This is a genomic window from Pseudomonas sp. NPDC090752, assembly GCF_055584805.1.
On record NZ_JBVJLI010000034.1, the window covers coordinates 1 to 20,653 of the forward strand.

A 20,653-nucleotide genomic window follows, 5' to 3' on the forward strand; every position below is an offset into this window, starting at 1 on the left:
GGACGAGGCGAAAACCGCGTCCAAGCCTCAAATGTGTAAACCATGTCCCCGGTTTACTATGTAAACGATGTCTCCGGTCGTACACCCGCGAAGGGCTGCACAGCAGCCCCAATGACTTCAGCCTTCTTCAGGCCAGAAGCGCAGCGGCTTGCCTTCAGCCGGCCAGAAGCGCATCTGCTCCACGGGCGACACATCCCAACGCTGCACCGTTTCCAGCGCCTGCAGGAAGCGCTTTTCCTGCTCCATCAAGGCCGGCGCACACAGCTTGCGGGTCTTGCCGACCTTGCCGAAACTCAGGTGCTCACCTTCCAGCGTGTACGGCGCAAACCAATGGTTGCAGCCAGCATTGCCATAGGCGCGGCCATCGCTGGCCAGGGTCAGGGTCAGGTGGCTGTAGTCGATCAATGGGCGTTCGCCGATCCACTCCAGCACATAGCTGCGCTCTTGCTGCAGCTTCGAAGGTTCGGCGGCGCAGCCAAGCAGGCCGGAGGCAATCAGCACGCCGGTCAGCAAATTCTTCACGCGGCGCTCTCCTGGCATTTCGGGCACAGGTGCTTGTCGCCACGGCTGGCCCAGCCCAGCTCGGCTATGCGCGCGGTGGCCGCCGGCTGGCGGGCTTTCTTGCCCAGCTTGGCGTCCACGGCGAACTCGAAGTCGAGCACCGCGTCGCAGCTGTCGCATTCAGCCTGCCAGTTGAGGATTTCCAGTTCGTTGAACACCGGGCCACTGGCCACGGCGACCCACTGGCCGCGTGGGTTGATCAGGTGGCGCACGCTCTCCACGGTCAGGCGCATGGCCAGGTCCTTGCTGCCCTTGAGGGTTACCAGCAAGGTGTCGCCTTTGTGCATCGAGCCACCGTTGCCGGTCACCTGGTAGCGGCCCGGCACCAGTGCGCGGCACTCGATCAGGGTGTGTTGCGGGTTGAAAAGGGTGTAGCGGAAATCGTGCTCGACCATGGGTCCTCCAGAAATGCCGCGTATCCTAGCATCAACCTGTGACCAGATTCTGTGGATTCCCCGCCGCCCAGCGGATGATATTGTCCAGCGTGGTGGCGGCAATGGCGTCCAGTGCCTCGCGAGTGAGGAAAGCCTGGTGCGCGGTGACGATCACGTTGGGGAAGGTCAGCAGCCGCGCCAGTACATCATCCTGCAGCGGCAGGTCCGAACGGTCCTCGAAGAAAAGCTGCGCTTCTTCCTCATACACATCCAGGCCCAGGTAACCGAGCTGGCCGCTTTTCAGTGCATCGATCAATGCCGGTGTATCGACCAGCGCGCCACGGCCGGTGTTGATGAGCATGGCGCCGGGCTGCAACTGGGCCAGGCTCTGCGCATTGATAAGGTGCTTGGTGTGCTCGGTCAGCGGGCAGTGCAGGCTGATGATTCGTGCTTCGCGCAGCAGTGCGGGCAGCTCCAGGTAACGTGCACCCAGTGCCAGCATTTCAGGGTTGGGGTAGGGATCGTAGGCCAGCAACTGGCAGCCGAAGCCGGCCATGATCCGGGCGAAGGCCACGCCAATCTGGCCGGTGCCGACCACGCCGACGGTCTTGCCATGCAAGTCGAAGCCGGTCAGGCCATGCAGGGTGAAGTCGCCTTCGCGGGTGCGGTTGTAGGCGCGGTGCAGGCGCCGATTGAGGGCGAGGATCAACGCCACGGCGTGTTCGGCCACGGCATGCGGCGAATAAGCCGGCACACGCACCACCGCCAGCCCCAAACGCGCAGCGGTGGCCAGGTCGACGTGGTTGTAGCCGGCCGAGCGCAGGGCGATCAGGCGCGTGCCGCCGGCGGCCAGGCGCTGCAGCACCTGGGCGTCGAGCTCATCGTTGATGAAGGCGCAGACCACCTCGAAGCCCTGGGCCAGTGCTGCAGTATCGAGGTTCAGGCGGGCAGACTGGAAGTGCAGGTCCAGGGTGCTGGATTGAGCGGCCTGGGTGAAGCTTTCCTGGTCGTAGTGCTGGCTGCTGAACAACAGGGCGCGCATGAGGTACTCCTACAAGGCTTGGGCGGCAAGGCGATTGATCGCCGCATCCAGTTCATCCAGTGCGTGCTGCGCCTGGGGGTTGTCCTGTTTGAGCAGCGTCTCGCTGCGCTGGCACGCCGCCCGTAACTGCGGTACACCGCAGTAACGCGAGGCGCCATTCAGGCGGTGCACCTGTTCAATCAGGGTCTCGCGGTCCTCGGCCTCCCGCGCGGCACGAATGGCTGCGTGGTCGCTGTGAAGCGACGCCAGCAACATCGCCAGCATGTCCGCCGCCAGGTCCGCCTTGCCTGCCGCCAGGCGCAAACCTTCCTCAGGGTCGAGCACCGGCAATTCCTGGCCTTCGGCAGGTTGTTCCTCGGCCGGCGCCAACGGGCCGGCGCCGAGGCTCAGGCCGGTCCACTTCATCACCACCTGGGCCAGCTGGCGCTCACTGATCGGCTTGGTCAGGTAGTCGTCCATGCCGCTGTGCAGCAGGGCGCGTTTCTCGTTGGCCATGGCGTGGGCGGTGAGGGCGACGATCGGCAGCGGGCTGCCACTCTGGGTGTTTTCCCACAGGCGGATCTGTTCGGTGCAGGCGCGGCCGTCCATGCCTGGCATCTGTACGTCCATCAGCACCAGGTCGAAGGGTTCACTCTGCACGGCCTGCACGGCGGCGTAGCCGTTGTCGACTGCCAGCACCTGGGCGCCGAGGTCTTCCAGCAGGGTTTGTACCAGCAGCAGGTTGGCGGCATTGTCGTCGACGCAGAGTACTTTCGGCTGGCGCTGGCCGCGCATGCCCGGTGCCGGCTCGCCCAGTGGGCGGCGCGGTTGCAGCAACTCCAGCAACAACCGGCGCAGTTTGCGTGTGCAGGTGGGTTTGGACAGCAGCTGGCCGTGGCCATTGGGCAGGTAAGGGTGGTACAGCGCCTGCTCGGTGGTCGGGCACAGTACCACGCACTGGCAGTGGTAGCGTTCCAGCTGCTGATGGTACTGGCCAAGCTGCTCGGGCGAGAGGTTGCCCAGGTTGGCGCCGAGCACGGCGAACTCGAATGGCATGCCGGCGTGCAAACCGGCCTGCACACCCTGCAGCAGCTGATCATAGGAGGCGAACAGGCTGACGCTCAGGCCGCAATCCTGAAGCTGGTGTTCAAGGGCCTGACGGGCCAGTTCGTGGCTGTCGACAATGGCCGCCCGGCGCCCCAGCAGCGGCTGTGGCGGCGGTTGTTCGATATCGTCGTGGGCCTTGGGCAGGCTCAGGCTGATCCAGAACTGCGAGCCCTCGCCCGGGGTGCTGTCGACGCCGATCTCGCCGCCCATCTGCTCGATCAAACGCTTGGAGATCACCAGGCCCAGGCCGGTGCCTCCCGGCTGGCGGGCCAGCGAGTTGTCGGCCTGGCTGAAGGCCTGGAACAGCGTGCGCACATCCTGGGGCGACAGGCCGATGCCGGTGTCCTGCACGCTGATGCGCAGCTGCGCGGTATCTTCCTGTTCGTCTTCGAGCATCGCGCGCACGACGATGGTGCCTTCGCGAGTGAACTTGATGGCGTTGCTCACCAGGTTGGTGAGAATCTGCTTGAGCCGCAGCGGGTCGCCGATCAGTGACGACGGGGTGTCGCGGTAGATCAGGCTGAGCAGTTCAAGCTGCTTGGCGTGAGCGGCGGGGGCGAGGATGGTCAGGGTGTCCTGGACCAGGTCGCGCAAGTTGAACGGGATGCTGTCGAGCACCAGCTTGCCGGCCTCGATCTTGGAGAAGTCGAGAATCTCGTTGATGATCCCCAGCAGGTTGTCGGCGGATTTCTCGATGGTGCTGAGGTAGTCCAGCTGGCGCGGGGTCAGCTCGCTTTTCTGCAGCAGGTGGGTAAAGCCGAGGATGCCGTTGAGCGGGGTGCGGATCTCGTGGCTCATGTTGGCCAGGAACTCCGACTTGATGCGGCTGGCCTCCAGCGCTTCCTTGCGCGCCATGTCCAGTTCGATGTTCTGGATCTCGATGGTTTCCAGGTTCTGGCGGACGTCCTCGGTGGCTTGGTCGATGCTGTGCTGCAGTTCTTCATGGGCGCTGTGCAAGGTTTCGGCCATGCGGTTGATGCCCCGGGCCAGTTCGTCCAGCTCATGGCTGCCCATGGCCGGCAAGCGCTCTTCGAGGTGGCCGTCCTTGAGCTGGTTGACTGCATGCTTGATGCGCGCGATCGGGTCGTTGATGGTGCGGCTCATGCGCATTGCCAGCAGGGCGCTGAGCACCAGGCAGACGAGAATCAGCATCACGCTGGTGAACAGGTTGCGGTAGCCGCGCAGCAGGGTGCCGTCGTGCGACAGTTCGATCTCGACCCAGCCCAGCAGGCGCTCGGCTTCGGCCGGCACGGCATCGGTAGCCAGGTCGCGGTGGTGGCCGAACACCGGCATCAGGTAGCGGGTGGCATCATTGCCCGTGCGCTGCAGCAGCTGGGTGCCGGTGCCGCCACTGGGCGCCAGGTTGATCATGCTGGGGCCGGCGTGGGCCACACGGCTGCGGTCCGGGGCGAGGAACGCCACGGCTCGCACATCGGCCTGCTCCAGGGTTTGCGCGGCAATTCTCTCTAACTGGGCCGGCGCGTTGCGCGCCAGGGCTGGCGCGGCCAGCGGTGCCAGTTGCTCGGCGATCATCTTGCCGCGTTGCAGCAGTTGCGTGCGCAACTGATTCTGCTGCAGCCAGGTGAAATAGCTGCCCAGCACCAGAGCCATCAGGCTGGCAGGCAACAGCGCCAGCAGCAGTACCCGGCTTCTGATTCCCAAACGATCGAGCACACTCGCCTCCTGTGATGTGCCTGGACGCCGTCGCCTGGGCGACGGACCAAAGCGGGAAGTTACTCCGCCTGCCGGTCCAATGCATCCTTTTATAGCGGTTTTTGCCAGCGTCGGAGGCATTGGTCGCAGCGCGGTTGCCTGAACAGTGTGCATGCTTAATAATCACGCAACTGAGAATGCATGGCAGTTGCCAATGAATCCCGAAGCTATTCATACCTCCCGTATCCTCGCCATCGAGGACGATCCGGTCCTCGGGGCCTACCTGCATGAAGAACTGCAGCGTGGCGGCTTCCAGGTGACCTGGTGCCGTAACGGCCTGGAAGGCCTCGAAACGGCTGGCCGGTACGCCTTCGACGTGGTGCTGATGGACATTCTGCTGCCGGGGCTAAATGGCCTGGACGCCCTGGCCCAGCTGCGTCATCGCAGCGCCACGCCGGTCATCCTGATGTCGGCGCTGGGCGCCGAGGCCGACCGTATCAGCGGCTTCCAGCGCGGTGCCGACGACTACCTGCCCAAGCCCTTCAGCATGGTCGAGCTGCAGGTACGCATCGAGGCGATTCTGCGCCGTGTCGCCCTCGAGCGGCGGCATCAGCCGCCATTGGAGGTCGTCAGCGGCGAGCTGCGTTTCGATGACGCGCTCAGCGATGTCAGCCTCGGTGGCCGCCAGGCCGGCTTGACCCCCAGCGAATACCGCCTGTTCGACATCCTCAATCGCAACGTCGATGAAGTGCTGAGCAAGCCCTTCCTTTATCAGCAGGTGCTCCAGCGTGGTTATTCACGGCATGACCGCAGCCTGGACATGCACGTCAGCCAGATCCGTCGCAAGCTCAAGGGCATCGATTATCACGAGCGGCAAATCCGCACCGTGTGGGGCAAAGGCTACGTGCTCAGCGTCGGCGAGGCGGAGTAAGGCATGCTCGACCGTCATTCGCTGTTCTGGAAGCTGTCCATTCTGCTGGTGGGCTTCTGCCTGCTGATGATCGGCCTTAGCTACACCTGGGGCCGCCACGTGGAAACCCAGAACGCGTTTCTCGACGAGCCTGCCCGCCAGGTGCTGCGCGGTTACGCCAGCGAAGCCGAACAGGCCTTGCGTACCGGGGGGCGAGAAGGGCTGGACCGCTGGGTCGCGGCCATGCACCAGCGAGAGCATGGCTGGGTGGGTGTGCTCGACAGCAGTCTGCGCCCGCTCGACAGTGCGACCCTCGGCCCCGAGATCATGCAGCGGCTCACGCGTTTGCGCGGTGTCGACTGGCCCATGAGCCGGCGCAGCATCGACCAGCCCTGGTTGCGCATACCCTTCCCGGGGGCGCCGGAGCAGGGCATGCTGGTGATGGAGCTGCCGCAGCGCTTCAACCCCGGCCAGCATCGGTTGCTGTGGCGGGTGGTCACCAATGGCATCATCCCTGGCCTGTTCACCTTGCTGCTCTGCGTCGGTTTGTATCGCATGTTGATCGTGCCGCTCAACCAGCTGCGCGAGCAGGCCAATGCCTGGCGCGCCGACCAGCTCTCGGCGCGCCTGGATTCACGCACCATCGCCCGGCATGACGAGCTCGGCGAGCTGGCTCGGGCCTTCGATCAGATGGCCGAGCGGCTGCAGGGCACGGTGGCCCTGCAGCAACAGTTGCTGCGCGATCTGTCCCACGAAATGCGCACCCCGCTCAGCCGCCTGCGCGTGGCCTGTGACGGTGAAACCGACCTGCAACGCTTGCGCGAGCGGTTGGGGCGCGAAGTGGATTGCATGCAGCAGTTGGTCGAGGACACCTTGCAGCTTGCCTGGCAGGATGCTGAACGCGCGCCGATGAACCTCGAGCCCATCCAGGTACAGGTGCTGTGGGACCTGCTGATCGAAAATGCCAGTTACGAAAGTGGCTGGGGTGTCGAACGCCTGATGTGCGAGTTATCAAGCGATTGTTGGGTCCAGGGCAATCTCAATCATTTGGCCCAGGCGCTGGAGAACATGCTGCGCAATGCCATTCGCCACTCGCCGGAAAACGGCCTGGTCAGGCTGGGAGGGCAGCGCGAAGGTGGTTATTGGTATTTGTGGCTGGAAGACGAAGGCGGTGGTGTGGCCGAAGAAGACCTGGAGCGGATCTTCGCACCGTTCTCCCGTCTCGATGGCTCGCGGCCAGGAGACGGCGGTTTCGGCCTGGGCTTGAGCATCGCTCGCAGTGCGATCCAGCGCCAGGGCGGAACCCTTTGGGCAGAGAACGGCAAGCGCGGATTGCGGCTGTGCATGCGTTTGCCTATTCATGTACCGGCCTCTTCGCGGGACAAGCCCGCTCCCACAGAGTTGTTGCTCAGCCAGTGACATATAGCCAGCAGCTATATCCACCACAGATTGCGTGATATGGCCGCGAAGGGTTTGCCGGTATGATAGGCACCCCTGCCGTCCGGATTGTGAAATACGCCATGACCTTGCAGTACCCAACCATCGCCGATTGCGTCGGCAATACGCCTCTGGTTCGCCTGCAGCGCATCGCTGGCGAAACCAGCAACACCCTCCTGCTCAAGCTTGAAGGCAACAATCCCGCCGGCTCCGTCAAGGACCGCCCGGCGCTGTCGATGATTACCCGTGCCGAACTGCGCGGCCAGATCAAACCCGGCGACACCCTGATCGAAGCTACATCCGGCAATACCGGTATTGCCCTGGCCATGGCGGCGGCGATCAAGGGCTACCAGATGATCCTGATCATGCCCGACAACTCCACCGCTGAACGCAAGGCGGCGATGACCGCCTATGGCGCCGAGTTGATCCTGGTGAGCAAGGAAGAGGGCATGGAAGGTGCCCGCGACTTGGCCGAGAAGCTGCAGGCCGAAGGTCGCGGCCTGGTCCTCGATCAGTTCGCCAACGGCGACAATCCGATGGCTCACTACAACAGCACCGGTCCGGAAATCTGGCAGCAGACCCAGGGCACCATTACCCATTTCGTCAGCTCCATGGGCACCACCGGCACTATCATGGGTTGCTCGCAGTACCTCAAGGAGCAGAATCCTGCGGTGCAGATCGTCGGCCTGCAGCCGATGGAAGGCTCGGCCATTCCAGGTATTCGCCGCTGGCCCGAGGAATACCTGCCGAAGATCTTCGACGCTACCCGCGTCGACCGCGTGATGGACATGTCCCAGCAAGAGGCTGAGGACACCACCCGTCGCCTTGCCCGCGAAGAGGGCATTTTCTGCGGTGTGTCTTCCGGTGGTGCGGTGGCAGCCATGCTGCGCCTGTCCCAGGAAGTGGAAAACGCGGTAATGGTCGCGATCATTTGCGACCGTGGCGACCGTTACCTGTCCACCGGCCTGTTCGACCCGAGCTAAATGTCCAGAAAAAAAACCAACAGCGGCCTGCGCTTCCAGCCGGCCGGTGGCAACCGTACGCCCCAGGTCCCCGTGGGCAAAAAACAGCGCCTGGATATCGAGCGCCTGGCCGGTGACGGCCGTGGCATCGCCTTCCTTGACGGGCGCACCTGGTTCGTCAGCGGTGCCCTGGCCGGTGAAGCGGTCGAGGCGAGGGTACTCAACGCGCGCGGCAAGGTGGTCGAGGCGCGCCTGGAGCGTGTGCTGCAGGCCAGCCCCGAACGTCGCGAGGCACCGTGCCGTCACTACCAGCGCTGCGGTGGCTGCAACCTGCAACACCTGCCCCATGAAGGCCAGCTGGCGCTCAAGCAGCGCACCCTGGCCGAACAGCTGCAACGGGTTGCCGGCGTGCAACCTGAAGAATGGGCCGCGCCACTGAGCGGGCCGGAGTTCGGCTACCGGCGCCGGGCGCGCGTAGCGGTGCGCTGGGATGTAAAAACACGCCAGCTGGAAGTGGGTTTCCGTGCCGAGTCCAGCCAGGATATCGTCGCCATCGACGATTGCGCAGTGCTGGTACAGCCTTTGCAGTCGATTCTGCGGCACTTGCCAACTGCCCTGCGTTCGTTGAGCAAACCGCAGGCCATTGGCCATGTCGAGCTGTTCAGTGGGACCGCCGAGGCTGTATTGGTGCGCCACGTGTTACCGTTGCCAGCTGAAGATCTGGCACGTTTGCAGGCATTCTGCAGCGAGGCCAACGCACAGCTGTGGTTGCAGGGCGAGGGTGAGCCGGCGCCGCTGGATGCCGACGCCAAACTGGGCTTTGCGCTGGAACCCTGGCAACTGGAACTGGCCTGGCGCCCGGGCGATTTCGTTCAGGTCAACGTCCAGGTCAATACCGCGATGATCGAGCAGGCCTTGGCCTGGCTCGCGCCGCAAGCCGACGAGCGTGTGCTGGACCTGTTCTGCGGCTTGGGCAACTTTGCCCTGCCGCTGGCCCGGCAGGCGCGTGAAGTGGTGGCGGTGGAAGGTGTACAGGCCATGGTCGACCGAGCCGCGGCCAATGCCCGAAACAACGAAGTGTATAACGCGCAGTTTTTTCAGGCCGATTTATCGCAGCCTTTGGCAGGCGCCGGATGGGCAGCCGAAGGCTTTTCTGCGGTACTCTTGGATCCACCACGCGACGGTGCTTTCGAGGTGGTGCAAGGCATCGCCCGGCTCAAGGCCAAGCGGCTGGTTTATGTATCGTGCAACCCGGCCACGCTGGCGCGAGACGCCCAGGTGCTGGTCGGCCAAGGGTACCGGTTAAAAAGGGCCGGGATTCTCGACATGTTTCCTCAGACGGCGCATGTCGAAGCCATGGCGTTATTCGAAGTGGGCTAGCCAACTGGCCCCTTGGTGCGGTTTCCAGGGACTGGGAGCCACACGGTGATAGCCAGCGCACCCGCGTGGTGCGCTGTATGGAAAGGTAAAGCAAAGATGGTACAGGTGAGAGTGCACCAGCCGGTCAACACCGACGGCAGTATCAATCTCGAAGCATGGCTGGATCACGTGGTAAGCGTGGATTCGGCATTGGACCGCGTGGCACTCAAAGAGGCCTGCGAATTCGCCCAGGATATCGAGAAGAAGGGCAATCCGGCCAAGCATTCATGGGCCGACGGTACCTCCAGTTTTCAGGCGGGCCTGGAAATTGCCGAAATTCTCGCCGACCTCAAGCTCGACCAGGATTCCCTGGTGGCGGCGGTTATCTACCGCTCGGTGCGTGAGGGCAAGGTGACCCTGGCCGAAGTTGGGCAGCGTTTCGGCCCGGTGGTGTCCAAATTGATCGACGGCGTGCTGCGCATGGCCGCCATCAGTGCCAGTCTCAGCCCGCGGCAGTCATTGGTGCTGGGTTCCCAGGCGCAGGTCGAGAACCTGCGCAAGATGCTGGTGGCGATGGTCGACGATGTGCGCGTGGCGCTGATCAAGCTGGCCGAGCGTACGTGTGCGATCCGTGCGGTGAAATCCGCCGATGACGAAAAGCGCCTGCGTGTGGCGCGCGAGGTGTTCGACATCTATGCGCCGCTGGCACATCGCCTGGGCATCGGCCACATCAAGTGGGAGCTGGAGGACCTGTCCTTCCGCTACCTCGAACCCGATCAGTACAAGCAGATCGCCAAGTTGTTGCATGAGCGTCGGCTGGACCGCGAGCGCTTCATCAATGACGTGATGAACCAGCTGCAGAACGAGCTGCTGGCCACCGGCGTCAATGCCGATATCAGCGGTCGGGCGAAACACATCTATTCGATCTGGCGCAAGATGCAGCGCAAAGGCTTGGAGTTCAGCCAGATCTACGACGTACGTGCGGTGCGCGTGCTGGTGCCGGAAGTGCGCGACTGCTACACCGCGCTGGGGATCGTGCACACCCTGTGGCGGCACATTCCCAAGGAGTTCGACGACTACATCGCCAACCCCAAGGAGAACGGCTACCGTTCGCTGCACACGGCGGTGATCGGCCCCGAGGGCAAGGTGCTCGAAGTACAGATCCGTACCCAGGGGATGCACGAAGAAGCCGAGCTCGGCGTTTGTGCTCACTGGCGTTACAAGGGCACCGACGTCAAACCCAGCTCCAATCACTACGAAGAGAAGATTTCCTGGCTGCGCCAGGTGCTCGAGTGGCACGAGGAGCTGGGTGACATCGGTGGTCTGGCCGAACAGCTGCGGGTCGATATCGAGCCGGACCGGGTGTATGTGTTCACCCCCGACGGTCATGCCATCGACCTGCCCAAGGGCGCGACGCCGCTCGACTTCGCCTACCGCGTGCACACCGAGATCGGCCACAACTGCCGTGGCGCCAAGATCAATGGGCGCATCGTGCCGCTCAACTACAGCCTGCAGACCGGCGAGCAGGTGGAGATCATCACCAGCAAGCACGGTAACCCGAGCCGTGACTGGCTGAACTCCAACCTGGGTTATGTCACCACCTCGCGGGCGCGGGCCAAGATTGTCCACTGGTTCAAGCTGCAGGCGCGCGACCAGAACGTCGCTGCCGGCAAGACCCTGCTCGAGCGCGAGCTCAGCCGCCTGGGCTTGCCGCAGGTGGACTTCGAGCGCCTGGCCGAGAAGACCAACGTCAAGACCGCCGAGGACATGTTCGCCTCGCTCGGTGCCGGTGACCTGCGCCTGGCGCACCTGGTCAACGCCGCCCAGCAGCTGCTTGAGCCCGATCGAATCGAGCAGATCGAACTGGTACCACGCAAACCTACCGGCATGCGTTCCGGCAAACGCGGCGATATCCAGATCCAGGGAGTCGGCAACCTGCTCACGCAAATGGCCGGCTGCTGCCAGCCGCTGCCGGGCGACGCCATTGTCGGCTACATCACCCAGGGCCGGGGCGTCAGCATCCACCGCCAGGACTGCGCCTCGGCGCTGCAATTGGCCGGGCGTGAGCCGGAGCGGATGATCCAGGTCAGCTGGGGGCCGATACCGGTGCAGACCTACCCGGTCGACATCGTCATCCGTGCCTACGACCGCCCGGGCTTGCTGCGTGACGTGTCGCAGGTGCTGCTGAACGAGAAGATCAACGTACTGGCGGTCAACACCCGCTCGAACAAGGAAGACAACACCGCGCTGATGTCGCTGACCATCGAGATCCCCGGCCTGGATGCCCTTGGGCGTTTGCTGGGGAGGATTTCGCAGTTGCCGAACATCATCGAAACGCGGCGTAATCGTACCCCTTGAGACCGCGGTGAGCCCTTCGCGGGGCAAGCCCGCTCCCACAATGCACATCTCTGTGGGAGCGGGCTTGCCCCGCGAAGAAGCCACCACCGAAGGACCTGCTTAAATGACCTACACCCTCGAAGACCTGCTCCACCTCATGGCCCGCCTGCGCGACCCGCAGTACGGCTGCCCATGGGACCTCAAGCAGAACTACGCAAGCATCGTCCCGCACACCATCGAAGAAGCCTACGAAGTCGCCGACACCATCGAGCGCGGTGATTTCGAGCACCTCCAAGGTGAACTCGGCGACCTGTTGTTCCAGGTGGTCTACTACAGCCAGCTGGCCCGGGAGGAGGGGCGTTTCGAGTTCGACGGCGTGGTCGACAGCATCACCCGCAAGCTGATTCGCCGTCACCCGCATGTTTTCCCCACCGGCGAGCTGTACGCGCCGCTGGACACTCCCAGCCTGAGCGAGGCCCAGGTCAAGTCGCGCTGGGAAGAGATCAAGGCCGAAGAGCGCGCTGAGAAAAGCGAGCCCGAGCAGCTATCACTGCTCGATGATGTACCGTCGGCATTGCCGGCGCTGTCGCGAGCGGCCAAACTGCAGAAACGCGCGGCCACTGTCGGTTTCGACTGGCCCGATGCGCTACCGGTACTGGACAAGGTCCGTGAGGAGCTGGACGAAGTGCTGCAGGCCATGGCCGACGGCGATGCCGACGCCCTCGAGGATGAAATCGGCGACCTGCTGTTCGCCACCGTCAACCTGGCCCGCCACCTCAAGCACGACCCGGAAAACGCCCTGCGCCGCGCCAACCGCAAGTTCGAGCGGCGTTTTCGCTTCATCGAACAGGCACTGCGCGACAGTGGGCGGCCCATTGAAGATTGTAACCTTGACGAGTTGGACGCCCTTTGGGGGGAAGCCAAGCGTCAGGAAAAGAACCTGCCCAGCTGCGGCTGAGTGGCTGCATAAGTGAGTGAACATCCATGAGTCTTTCCCTTCGCGATCAATTGCTCAAAGCCGGCCTGGTCAACCAGAAACAGGTGTCCCAGACCAACAAGGCCGAGAAGAAACAGAAACGCCTGGAGCACAAGGGCCAGGTCGAAGTCGACGACACCCAGCAGCGCCAGGCCAAGGAGGCCATGGCTGAAAAGGCCAAGCGTGACCAGGAGCTGAACCGCCAGCAGCAGGAAAAGGCCGAGCAGAAAGCCCGTGCCGCGCAGATCAAGCAGTTGATCGAAGCGACCCGCCTGCCCAAGCTCAGCACCGAGGACTACTTCAACTTCGTCGACGACAAGAAGGTCAAGCGCATCGCCGTCAACGCCCTGATGCGCAGCAAGCTGAGCAATGGCGCGCTGGCGATCGTCTCGCATGGCGGCGGTTACGAGGTAATCCCGCGTGAAGCGGCGGTGAAGATCCAGGAGCGCGATCCGAATCGCATCCTGCTGCTCAACACCCATGTCGAGGAAGCGGACGAGGATGACCCGTACGCGGCTTACAAAATCCCTGACGATTTGATGTGGTAAGCAGCAAAAACCCCGCCTCGGCGGTATTGATGTTTACTTAAATCTCTGAGTCCAAGCCGGGGGTTTCTAGAGAATCCGATATCAGCTGCCTGATATCGGATTTTTTTTGCCCATTCAGCTGAGATGGTGCACTTAATCGACTGAACGGGCTTCCTTGCAGGCAGTGATAGACGCGCGGCGAATTCTCCTACAAATCGTTGTGGTCAGGTCTGACATCAACAAAGCAATCTGGATCTTTAAAATATTGATTTTCTCAGTCTGGTCTAGCAAGGAGCTATTATGTCGTTTGATGCATTTATGAAGGTCGATGGAATTGAGGGCGAGTCGCTTGATGAGGGGCACAAAGGCTGGATAGAGCTGCTTTCCTATCACTACGATGCCGTGCAATCCATTAGTCAAACAGCCAGTTCAAGCGGCGGTGCCTCCGCGGGAGGTGTTACCCTCGGCGATTTCCAGATCAGCAAGTACATTGACCGTGCAACCCCTAAACTGTTTGAGCTTGCTGCAAGGGGTCCCACATTAAAACGGTTACGATTCGTGTGCATCGTGCGGGTGCTGAAAAGTTCAAATATCTAGATGTTGTGCTTGAAGAAGTGCTAATTGCATTGGTAAGCGGACAAGCCGCAGAGCAATCTGGTATTTGGCAGCCTTCGTCTCGTTGGCGGTATTATTGAGCTTGCTGGTGCGGGTGTGTTATGTGCGCTACCATAACCAACAATGATTTCAAAGGCGGGTTGCGTCGCCATGGGCGTGCACGCATCTGATCAACTTTCAGCTGCTTCCATGCAGATTATGTCAGGCAAACAAACTGATACTTACGCGTTCAAAGCAGGAGCTTCAGCGGCAGAAGCACTAGGTGCATCACGATCAACGGGCCAGGTTATTGGTCTTGCCACTGAGTTTGTGGTCCCATTATCTACTGCTTCTATCTACAATGCATTTCGGGTTTCTTCTGTGCGCGCTGGCAGAATAAGTATTGCCACAAGCGAGAAGCCACTCCATGCGCCGAATCGCAGCGTCGGTGGTCACACGGAGAAACACCACTTTCAAAAAGATATCGCAACATTGCAATGGCGATTAAAGAAGGTTAGATCAGCGAGTGTAATGTCAACCTTCGAAAGAATGGAAATTGCAGAGCGTGCAGTCAGTCAGACACTGAAGGCCAATCGACTGCGGATATTGATGTTCTCCAAGACCAAATTTATTCGTAATAGTAATCGCCTGGTTCTGGATTTTGACACCAAGCAAACTGTAGGGTGGGGTATTTATCGATCAGCGCAAAGCACACCAGTCAGCATGACTAAAGTGAGGGTTGTGGTAGAGTTCGTTGAGTATAACCACATGCCAAGGTATATTCTTACTGCGTTCCCCATACCCTGAGGTGATCTCGATGCGTGGCTATATGGAATTAGTTGATTTCATGAAGGAGTTGGGTGATGGTATCCTCGATTACTTACCCGAAGGCCAGCGAGTGGGGCAACTCAGCGTCGAACAAATAATTGAAAAGTGGATGGCTAAAAAATCGTATTTCTCTGCATGCGCTTTGAGGAGGGACATTTCAACTTATATCGCGCTGCAGAAATCTGGAGACTTCACTGTTGATGAAATACTGTCGTGGCACGATCTCTCTTTCATACCTGAGCGATTCGGTGTTGAAGAAAATGTTTTCTTCACTCGCATTCTCGGGCTGATTGATGCACATGTTGCCAAAAAGAAAAAGATCCTTTTCGCCAAGTTTTTTGGTTGGCTACGTTTTTGATGAGCGCTATGCCTGATTGCATTGATTACTCAGCTGCGCAAGTCTAAATCATTCACGTGCAATTTGCGAAGAAGGTCGGCGAATTCGAAAAGTTTGCTGCAGACGAGCGGTTGCTTACAAAATGGCGTAAAAATCCGATGCCAGCAAACTGATATCGGATTTTTAGAGAGTTCACTTGAAATCAAATGCTTAAGTGAACAGCATTCTCGCTTAGGCGGGAATTTTACTGTATGACTGTGTCATTACAGGCTCATTGAGATGTGCGCTGGCCTTCGAGGTCTTCCAGCTCCGCGCGGTACTGGTGGGCTTCGTGTTCATTGTGGAACATGCCGACCAATTGGCCCTGCTGGTGCACATCCCAGATCCGCACGCCAGCGGCCAGGCCTTCGTGGGACATTCTCGATTCGTCGCGTTCGGTTACTTGGACTGTCATCGGTAAACTCCACTGCTTGGGTGATTGCGACATTGTGTCGCACACCTTCTTTATAGAGTTTGATAGCAGGCTAAGTAAATAAAACGCTGATGAAACAATGTTCATGTTCGGCAGGCAAAAAGAAGCCCCGCACTGGGCGGGGCTGCGGATACTGCGGGCTGCGGTGAATCAGTTGCCCTTCACCGGCTTGCCGTCGACCGTGCCATCTTGCAGCACGATCACGTACTCCTTGCCATCGGTCTCGACCTGACGCAGTTGCACCAGCAAGTAGTCCCACTGCTTGGCGAACCACAGCTCGGTGATGCGCTTACTCTGGCTCGGGTCGCGTACGCGCTCGACCTTCACCGCATCGACCTGGCCGGTCTTGGTGGTGATTTTTTCGGTGCCAAGCACGCGGAAGTCGTAGGTGTCGATCTCGTCACCGTCGACCACCTGGTAGGTCATGCTCTTCTTGCCGGCAGCCACGTCATGCTGCAGTGCCAGCTGGTAGGACGATTTGTCCAGCACGCCGCGGTTGAGCGGCAGGCTGACGGCATCGCCTCGGTCGCTGCCAGTGACTTTCTTGCCGGTCCAGTCGAAGGTCAGGTCGACTTTCTTGGCTTTGCCCAGGCCGCCGCGCTCGAAGTGATACTTCTGCGGCAGCAGGGTGTCGTTCTCCATGCGCAGGGTGCTTTGCTCGGTCAGGCTGGCGATCATCATGGAAGCCTTGAAGTTAAGGTCCCAGGTACCGTTGGCGTTCTTGACCAGGCTGCGCTCGGCAGTGCCGCTCATGGGGAGTTGCTTCCAGTCGGCGGTGTAGCTGGCCGAGAAGGGCTTCAGATCGGCAGCCTGCAGGGGCAGGGCGAGCACGGCGAGAGCCAAGAGCAGGGCGCGACGCATAAATTCTCCTAGGGTCGAATCAAATGACCACTGGCCGGCAGTGGCTGGCCATCCAGTAATGCACCCTGTTCACCCAGGCGCAAGCGCCCCTCGGCAAACCAGTGCACTGCCAGCGGGTAGATCTGGTGTTCCTGATGGTGCACCCGTTGCGCCAGGCTGTCAGCGGTGTCATCTGACGCTACCGGTACCACAGCCTGTACGACCAGGGGGCCGCCATCGAGTTCCTCGGTGACGAAGTGTACGCTGCAGCCATGCTCGGCGTCGCCAGCCTCCAGTGCCCGTCGGTGGGTATGCAAGCCCTTGTACTTGGGCAGCAGCGACGGGTGGATGTTGAGCAGGCGGCCTTGATAGTGGCGCACGAAACCGCCACTGAGGATGCGCATGAACCCGGCCAGCACCACCAGGTCGGGCGCGAAGCCATCGATGCACGCCATCAGCGCCGCGTCGAAAGCTTCACGGCCCTCGAAGCCGGTGTGGTCCAGCACGGTGGTGGCGATACCCGCCGCCGCCGCGCGTTGCAGGCCGTAAGCATCGGCGCGGTTGGACACCACGGCGGCGATACGGACCGGGCTGTCTTCACCGCGGCTGCTGTCGATCAAGGCTTGCAGATTGCTGCCGGAACCCGACAGCAGTACCACCACATTGCAGGGCTTGCTCGGCATCAGTGTGCCTTGAGGTTCTGCAGTTCGACCTGGGCAGCGCCTTCAGCGGCTTGTTCGATGCGGCCGATGACCCATGGCTGCTCGCCTTCCGCACGCAGTACATTCAGGGCTGCTTCGACCTGATCCTGGGCCACGCAGATGACCATGCCGACGCCGCAGTTCAGCACGCGGTGCATTTCGTGCTCGTCGACGTTGCCTTTTTCCTGCAGGAAGTCGAATACCACTGGGCGCTGCCAGCTGGCCACGTCGACCACGGCCTGGGCGTTTTTCGGCAGTACGCGTGGGATGTTGTCCAGCAGGCCGCCACCGGTGATGTGGGCCATGGCTTTGACTGCGCCGGTCTGTTTGATCAGTTGTAGCAGTGGCTTGACGTAGATGCGGGTTGGCGCCATCAGCAGGTCGGTCAGCGGCTTGCCGTCGAGCTGGGTGTTCTCGATGTCGGTGCCGGACACTTCGAGGATCTTGCGGATCAGCGAGTAGCCATTGGAGTGCGGGCCGGAAGACGGCAGGGCGATCAGCGCGTCACCGGTGGCAACCTTGGAGCCGTCGATGATTTCGGCTTTTTCCACGACGCCAACACAGAAACCGGCCAGGTCGTAGTCTTCGCCTTCGTACATGCCTGGCATTTCGGCGGTTTCGCCGCCAACCAGCGAGCAGCCGGCCAGTTCACAGCCAGCGCCAATGCCGGTAACTACAGTGGCGGCCACGTCGACGTTGAGCTTGCCGGTGGCATAGTAGTCAAGGAAGAACAGCGGCTCGGCGCCGCACACCACCAGGTCGTTGACGCACATGGCGACCAGGTCCTGGCCGATGCTGTCGTGCTTGTTCAGGTTCAGCGCCAGGCGCAGCTTGGTGCCGACGCCGTCGGTGCCGGAGACCAGCACCGGCTGCTTGTAGCCGGCCGGGATCTCGCAGAGGGCGCCGAAGCCACCCAGGCCACCCATGACTTCAGGGCGTGCGGTGCGTTTTGCCACGCCCTTGATGCGTTCGACCAGTGCTTCGCCGGCGTCGATGTCTACACCGGCGTCCTTGTAGCTCAGGGAGGGTTGCTTGCTCATTGATCCAGGCCTTTAAGAGGGAGGGATTCGTAAAAACGACCGTGACGGCCAAGGCCGGCTGGGGAGCGGCGGTTGCCTGAAACGTCAGAGGTCTGTGAAGGCGCGCGATTTTATCAGGGTTGCCGTGCAGCGGCCATCCTCAGGCCGACGGGCAGGGCAGGAAATGGTGAAAAACTGCTGTGGGCCTGTCATGACGGTCCCCCCGTGTATAAGGTATAGGCATTGCGGTAAGTGGACAGGAATCCCCCATGCGTTTATTCAACATTCTGGCAGCCAGCTGTCTGACCCTGATCTCGGCCATCGCCCAGGCCGAAAACGTCTCCGGCCTCTATCAGGTCCGTGAGCCCATCGAAGGGCAGGGCGCCGAAGCGCGCACCGCCGCCACCGCCAAGGCGCTCGACACCTTGGTCCTGCGCCTGACCGGCGACCCCAAGGCGGCGCAAAACCCGGCGCTGGCCGAATTGCGCAAAGATCCGCAACAGATCATCAATCAGGTCGGCACCGAGGCCGGCCCTCCCGAATCGGTATTGGTCGAGTTCGACCCCGGCAGCACCGAACGAGCCTTGCGCAAGGCCGGGCTGGCCTTGTGGGGCAGCAACCGGCCCTCGATCCTCGGCTGGTGGCTCAACGACAGTGTCGAGGGCAGTAATTTGATCGGCGACGGCCAGGCTAGCGCCCAGCCCCTGCGCCGCGCCGCGCAGCACCGTGGTCTGCCGTTGCGCCTGCCGTTGGCCGACCTGCAGGAACAACTGGTAGCCAATGCCAAGCAGCTGGAAGGCAGCGACGCGGCGCCCCTGCGCGAAGCTTCCGAGCGCTACGGTGCCGACGCCCTGTTGGCGGTGCACGCCCGCGAAGCCGATGGCAAGTGGCAAGCCAAATGGCAGCTGTGGCTGGGTGACAAGCGCGAGCAAGGCACCGCCGAGGGGGCTGACCAGGCCGCGCTGGCAGATGCCGTGATGCTGGCAGTCAGCAACCGCCTGGCCCCACGCTACGTGACCAAGCCGGGTGCCAGCAGCCAGTTGCAGGTGCAGGTGCAAGGCATGAGCCTGCAGCGCTATGCCGAACTGAGCCGCGTGCTCGAACCTTATGGCCCGCGCCTGCAGATGGCCGAGGGCAAGACCCTGACCTACGGCGTCACCGCCAACCGCGATCAGCTGCGCGCCCAACTCGGCCTGGCCAAGTTGCAGGAGCTGCCAGCGGAGCAGGCACCTGCCGTTCCGGCTGTGCCTGCATCGGGCACCGGTGCTCAACCCGAACAGCCCGCACCCACTGCTGCGCCCAAGCCGTTCGACGGCTTGCGTTTTCGCTGGTAAGGACGCGCGACCATGACTGATATGCGTCGTTGGATCTGGCTGGGCGCTGCCCTGCTGATTGCCGTGCTTCTTTATAGCTTGCACAACATCCTCTCGCCGTTCCTGGTGGGTATCCTGCTGGCCTATCTGGCCGACCCACTGGTCGATCGCCTGGAGCGCCTGGGCCTGTCGCGCACCTGGGGCGTGGTGCTGGTGTTCAGCCTGTTCACCCTGATCCTGCTGGCCTTGCTGCTGGTGCTGATCCCGATGCTGGCCAAGCAGTTGGTGCGCTTGTACGAGCTGGCACCGCAGATGCTCGACTGGCTGCAGCACGTGGCGTTGCCCTGGGTGCAACATCGCCTGGGCCTGGCAGACGGCTTCTGGAAATTCGACAAGATCAAGGCTGCTGTCAGCGAGCACATGGGGCAGACCACCGACATCGTCGGCATGCTGCTGTCCCAGGCCACCGCATCGAGCCTGGCGCTGCTGGCCTGGCTGGCAAATTTGGTGTTGATCCCGGTGGTGGGCTTCTATCTGCTGCGTGACTGGGACCTGATGATGGCCAAGCTGCGCAGCCTGCTTCCACGCCATCGCGAGGCCCAGGTCGTTGGCTTGGCCGGAGAGTGCCACGAAGTGCTGGGGGCGTTTGTTCGCGGCCAGCTGATGGTCATGCTCGCGCTGGGCGTCATCTACTCCGCCGGGTTGATGCTGGTGGGGCTGGAGTTGGGGCTGTTGATCGGCATGCTGGCGGGGTTGGCGGCCATCGTGCCGTACATGGGTTTCATCATCGGCATCGGTGCGGCCCTGGTGGCCGGGCTGTTCCAGTTTGGCGGCGATTTGTACCCGATGCTCGGCATCGTCGCAGTGTTCATGATCGGCCAGGCCCTTGAAGGCATGGTGCTGACGCCGCTGCTGGTGGGGGACCGCATCGGCCTGCATCCGGTGGCGGTGATCTTTGCCATCCTCGCCGGTGGCGAGCTGTTCGGTTTCACTGGCGTGCTGTTGGCCCTGCCGGTGGCGGCGGTGATCATGGTGCTGCTGCGGCATGTGCACGACATGTACAAGGAATCGGACATGTATGCCGGGGAAATCGACCCGGACTTATAAGCCAGACATTGCTCTTGTTCTTGTTCTTGTTCTTGTTCTTGCTCTTGCTCTTGCTCTTGCTCTTGCTCTTGCTCTTGCTCTTGATTTGCTTTTGCTTCTAAGCGCGCGGTAGTCCAGACGACACAAATTGCGACTTCAGGAGGCCGAACGGAGGTCTTGCGGAGGGAGGTGACGGGCAGGAGCCCGTCAAGCGCTTCGGCCCATGGATGGGCCGTGAG

The 20,653-nt window shown here is 61.7% G+C and carries 19 protein-coding genes and 1 pseudogene; 12 read left to right on the forward strand and 8 right to left on the reverse strand.

The annotated features are described in order from the left end of the window. Positions 1–117: 117 nt before the first annotated feature. The 4 genes from ACZ6YA_RS25725 to ACZ6YA_RS25740 are packed head-to-tail and all read right to left on the reverse strand — an operon-like array spanning position 118 to position 4,737. On the reverse strand, positions 118–522 hold the full coding sequence (locus ACZ6YA_RS25725; protein WP_465900541.1) for an META domain-containing protein: 405 nt from the start codon (positions 520–522) through the stop codon (positions 118–120). Continuing rightward, the gene (locus ACZ6YA_RS25730) at positions 519–956 is read right to left on the reverse strand and encodes a hypothetical protein (RefSeq protein ID WP_400804468.1); all 438 of its coding nucleotides are present in this window, start codon (positions 954–956) and stop codon (positions 519–521) included. The genes ACZ6YA_RS25725 and ACZ6YA_RS25730 overlap by 4 nt, the downstream gene beginning before the upstream one ends. Before the next feature lie 31 nt (positions 957–987). Continuing rightward, positions 988–1,977: a 2-hydroxyacid dehydrogenase gene (locus ACZ6YA_RS25735; RefSeq protein ID WP_465900543.1), complete on the reverse strand. Its 990-nt coding sequence runs from the start codon at positions 1,975–1,977 to the stop codon at positions 988–990. 9 nt (positions 1,978–1,986) lie between these two features. Next, positions 1,987–4,737 (reverse strand): response regulator, encoded by a 2,751-nt coding sequence (locus ACZ6YA_RS25740; RefSeq protein WP_465900545.1) that lies wholly within the window; start codon positions 4,735–4,737, stop codon positions 1,987–1,989. A gap of 193 nt (positions 4,738–4,930) precedes the next feature. Here ACZ6YA_RS25740 and ACZ6YA_RS25745 point away from each other — a divergent pair, with 193 nt between their 5' ends. From ACZ6YA_RS25745 to ACZ6YA_RS25790, 10 genes and pseudogenes are all read left to right on the forward strand, one after another. Then, positions 4,931–5,647 carry a response regulator transcription factor gene (locus ACZ6YA_RS25745; RefSeq protein ID WP_465900547.1) on the forward strand — a complete coding sequence of 239 codons (717 nt, stop codon included), beginning with the start codon at positions 4,931–4,933 and terminating at the stop codon, positions 5,645–5,647. Positions 5,648–5,650: 3 nt separating this feature from the next. Further along, entirely contained in the window at positions 5,651–7,045 is a 1,395-nt protein-coding gene (locus ACZ6YA_RS25750; protein ID WP_465900549.1) for a histidine kinase sensor domain-containing protein, read from the forward strand. 101 nt (positions 7,046–7,146) lie between these two features. After that, a complete protein-coding gene (cysM, locus tag ACZ6YA_RS25755) occupies positions 7,147–8,046 on the forward strand; it encodes a cysteine synthase CysM (protein WP_465900551.1) in 900 nt (299 codons plus the stop codon). After that, positions 8,047–9,405 (forward strand): 23S rRNA (uracil(1939)-C(5))-methyltransferase RlmD, encoded by a 1,359-nt coding sequence (gene rlmD, locus ACZ6YA_RS25760; protein WP_465900553.1) that lies wholly within the window; start codon positions 8,047–8,049, stop codon positions 9,403–9,405. Positions 9,406–9,501: 96 nt separating this feature from the next. Further along, a complete protein-coding gene (gene relA, locus ACZ6YA_RS25765) occupies positions 9,502–11,742 on the forward strand; it encodes a GTP diphosphokinase (protein WP_465900555.1) in 2,241 nt (746 codons plus the stop codon). A gap of 103 nt (positions 11,743–11,845) precedes the next feature. Continuing rightward, positions 11,846–12,679: a nucleoside triphosphate pyrophosphohydrolase gene (gene mazG, locus ACZ6YA_RS25770; RefSeq protein WP_465900557.1), complete on the forward strand. Its 834-nt coding sequence runs from the start codon at positions 11,846–11,848 to the stop codon at positions 12,677–12,679. Between the two features lie 26 nt (positions 12,680–12,705). Continuing rightward, entirely contained in the window at positions 12,706–13,245 is a 540-nt protein-coding gene (locus tag ACZ6YA_RS25775; RefSeq protein WP_465900559.1) for a DUF2058 domain-containing protein, read from the forward strand. A 279-nt stretch (positions 13,246–13,524) separates the two neighbouring features. Next, a pseudogene (locus tag ACZ6YA_RS25780) lies at positions 13,525–13,886 on the forward strand (Hcp family type VI secretion system effector); the annotation flags it as partial. A 103-nt stretch (positions 13,887–13,989) separates the two neighbouring features. Continuing rightward, positions 13,990–14,625: an RNase A-like domain-containing protein gene (locus tag ACZ6YA_RS25785; protein WP_465900561.1), complete on the forward strand. Its 636-nt coding sequence runs from the start codon at positions 13,990–13,992 to the stop codon at positions 14,623–14,625. A gap of 10 nt (positions 14,626–14,635) precedes the next feature. Next, positions 14,636–15,004 (forward strand): hypothetical protein, encoded by a 369-nt coding sequence (locus tag ACZ6YA_RS25790; RefSeq protein WP_465900563.1) that lies wholly within the window; start codon positions 14,636–14,638, stop codon positions 15,002–15,004. A 250-nt stretch (positions 15,005–15,254) separates the two neighbouring features. On the opposite strand, the gene ACZ6YA_RS25795 is transcribed toward ACZ6YA_RS25790, so the two are convergent. From ACZ6YA_RS25795 to purM, 4 genes are all read right to left on the reverse strand, one after another. Next, complete coding sequence (locus tag ACZ6YA_RS25795) at positions 15,255–15,437, reverse strand: hypothetical protein (protein WP_465900565.1); 183 nt, start codon at positions 15,435–15,437, stop codon at positions 15,255–15,257. A 168-nt stretch (positions 15,438–15,605) separates the two neighbouring features. Continuing rightward, positions 15,606–16,316: a DUF3108 domain-containing protein gene (locus ACZ6YA_RS25800; RefSeq protein WP_465900567.1), complete on the reverse strand. Its 711-nt coding sequence runs from the start codon at positions 16,314–16,316 to the stop codon at positions 15,606–15,608. Positions 16,317–16,324: 8 nt separating this feature from the next. Then, positions 16,325–16,978, reverse strand: a complete 654-nt coding sequence (purN, locus tag ACZ6YA_RS25805) for a phosphoribosylglycinamide formyltransferase (protein WP_465900569.1) — start codon at positions 16,976–16,978, stop codon at positions 16,325–16,327. Beyond that, complete coding sequence (purM, locus tag ACZ6YA_RS25810; protein ID WP_008092173.1) at positions 16,978–18,036, reverse strand: phosphoribosylformylglycinamidine cyclo-ligase; 1,059 nt, start codon at positions 18,034–18,036, stop codon at positions 16,978–16,980. The genes purN and purM overlap by 1 nt, the downstream gene beginning before the upstream one ends. 248 nt (positions 18,037–18,284) lie before the next feature. On the opposite strand from purM, the gene ACZ6YA_RS25815 reads away from it, so the two are divergent. Beyond that, entirely contained in the window at positions 18,285–19,349 is a 1,065-nt protein-coding gene (locus ACZ6YA_RS25815; RefSeq protein ID WP_465900571.1) for a DUF2066 domain-containing protein, read from the forward strand. Between the two features lie 12 nt (positions 19,350–19,361). After that, on the forward strand, positions 19,362–20,435 hold the full coding sequence (locus ACZ6YA_RS25820) for an AI-2E family transporter (RefSeq protein WP_465900573.1): 1,074 nt from the start codon (positions 19,362–19,364) through the stop codon (positions 20,433–20,435). Positions 20,436–20,653: the final 218 nt, after the last annotated feature.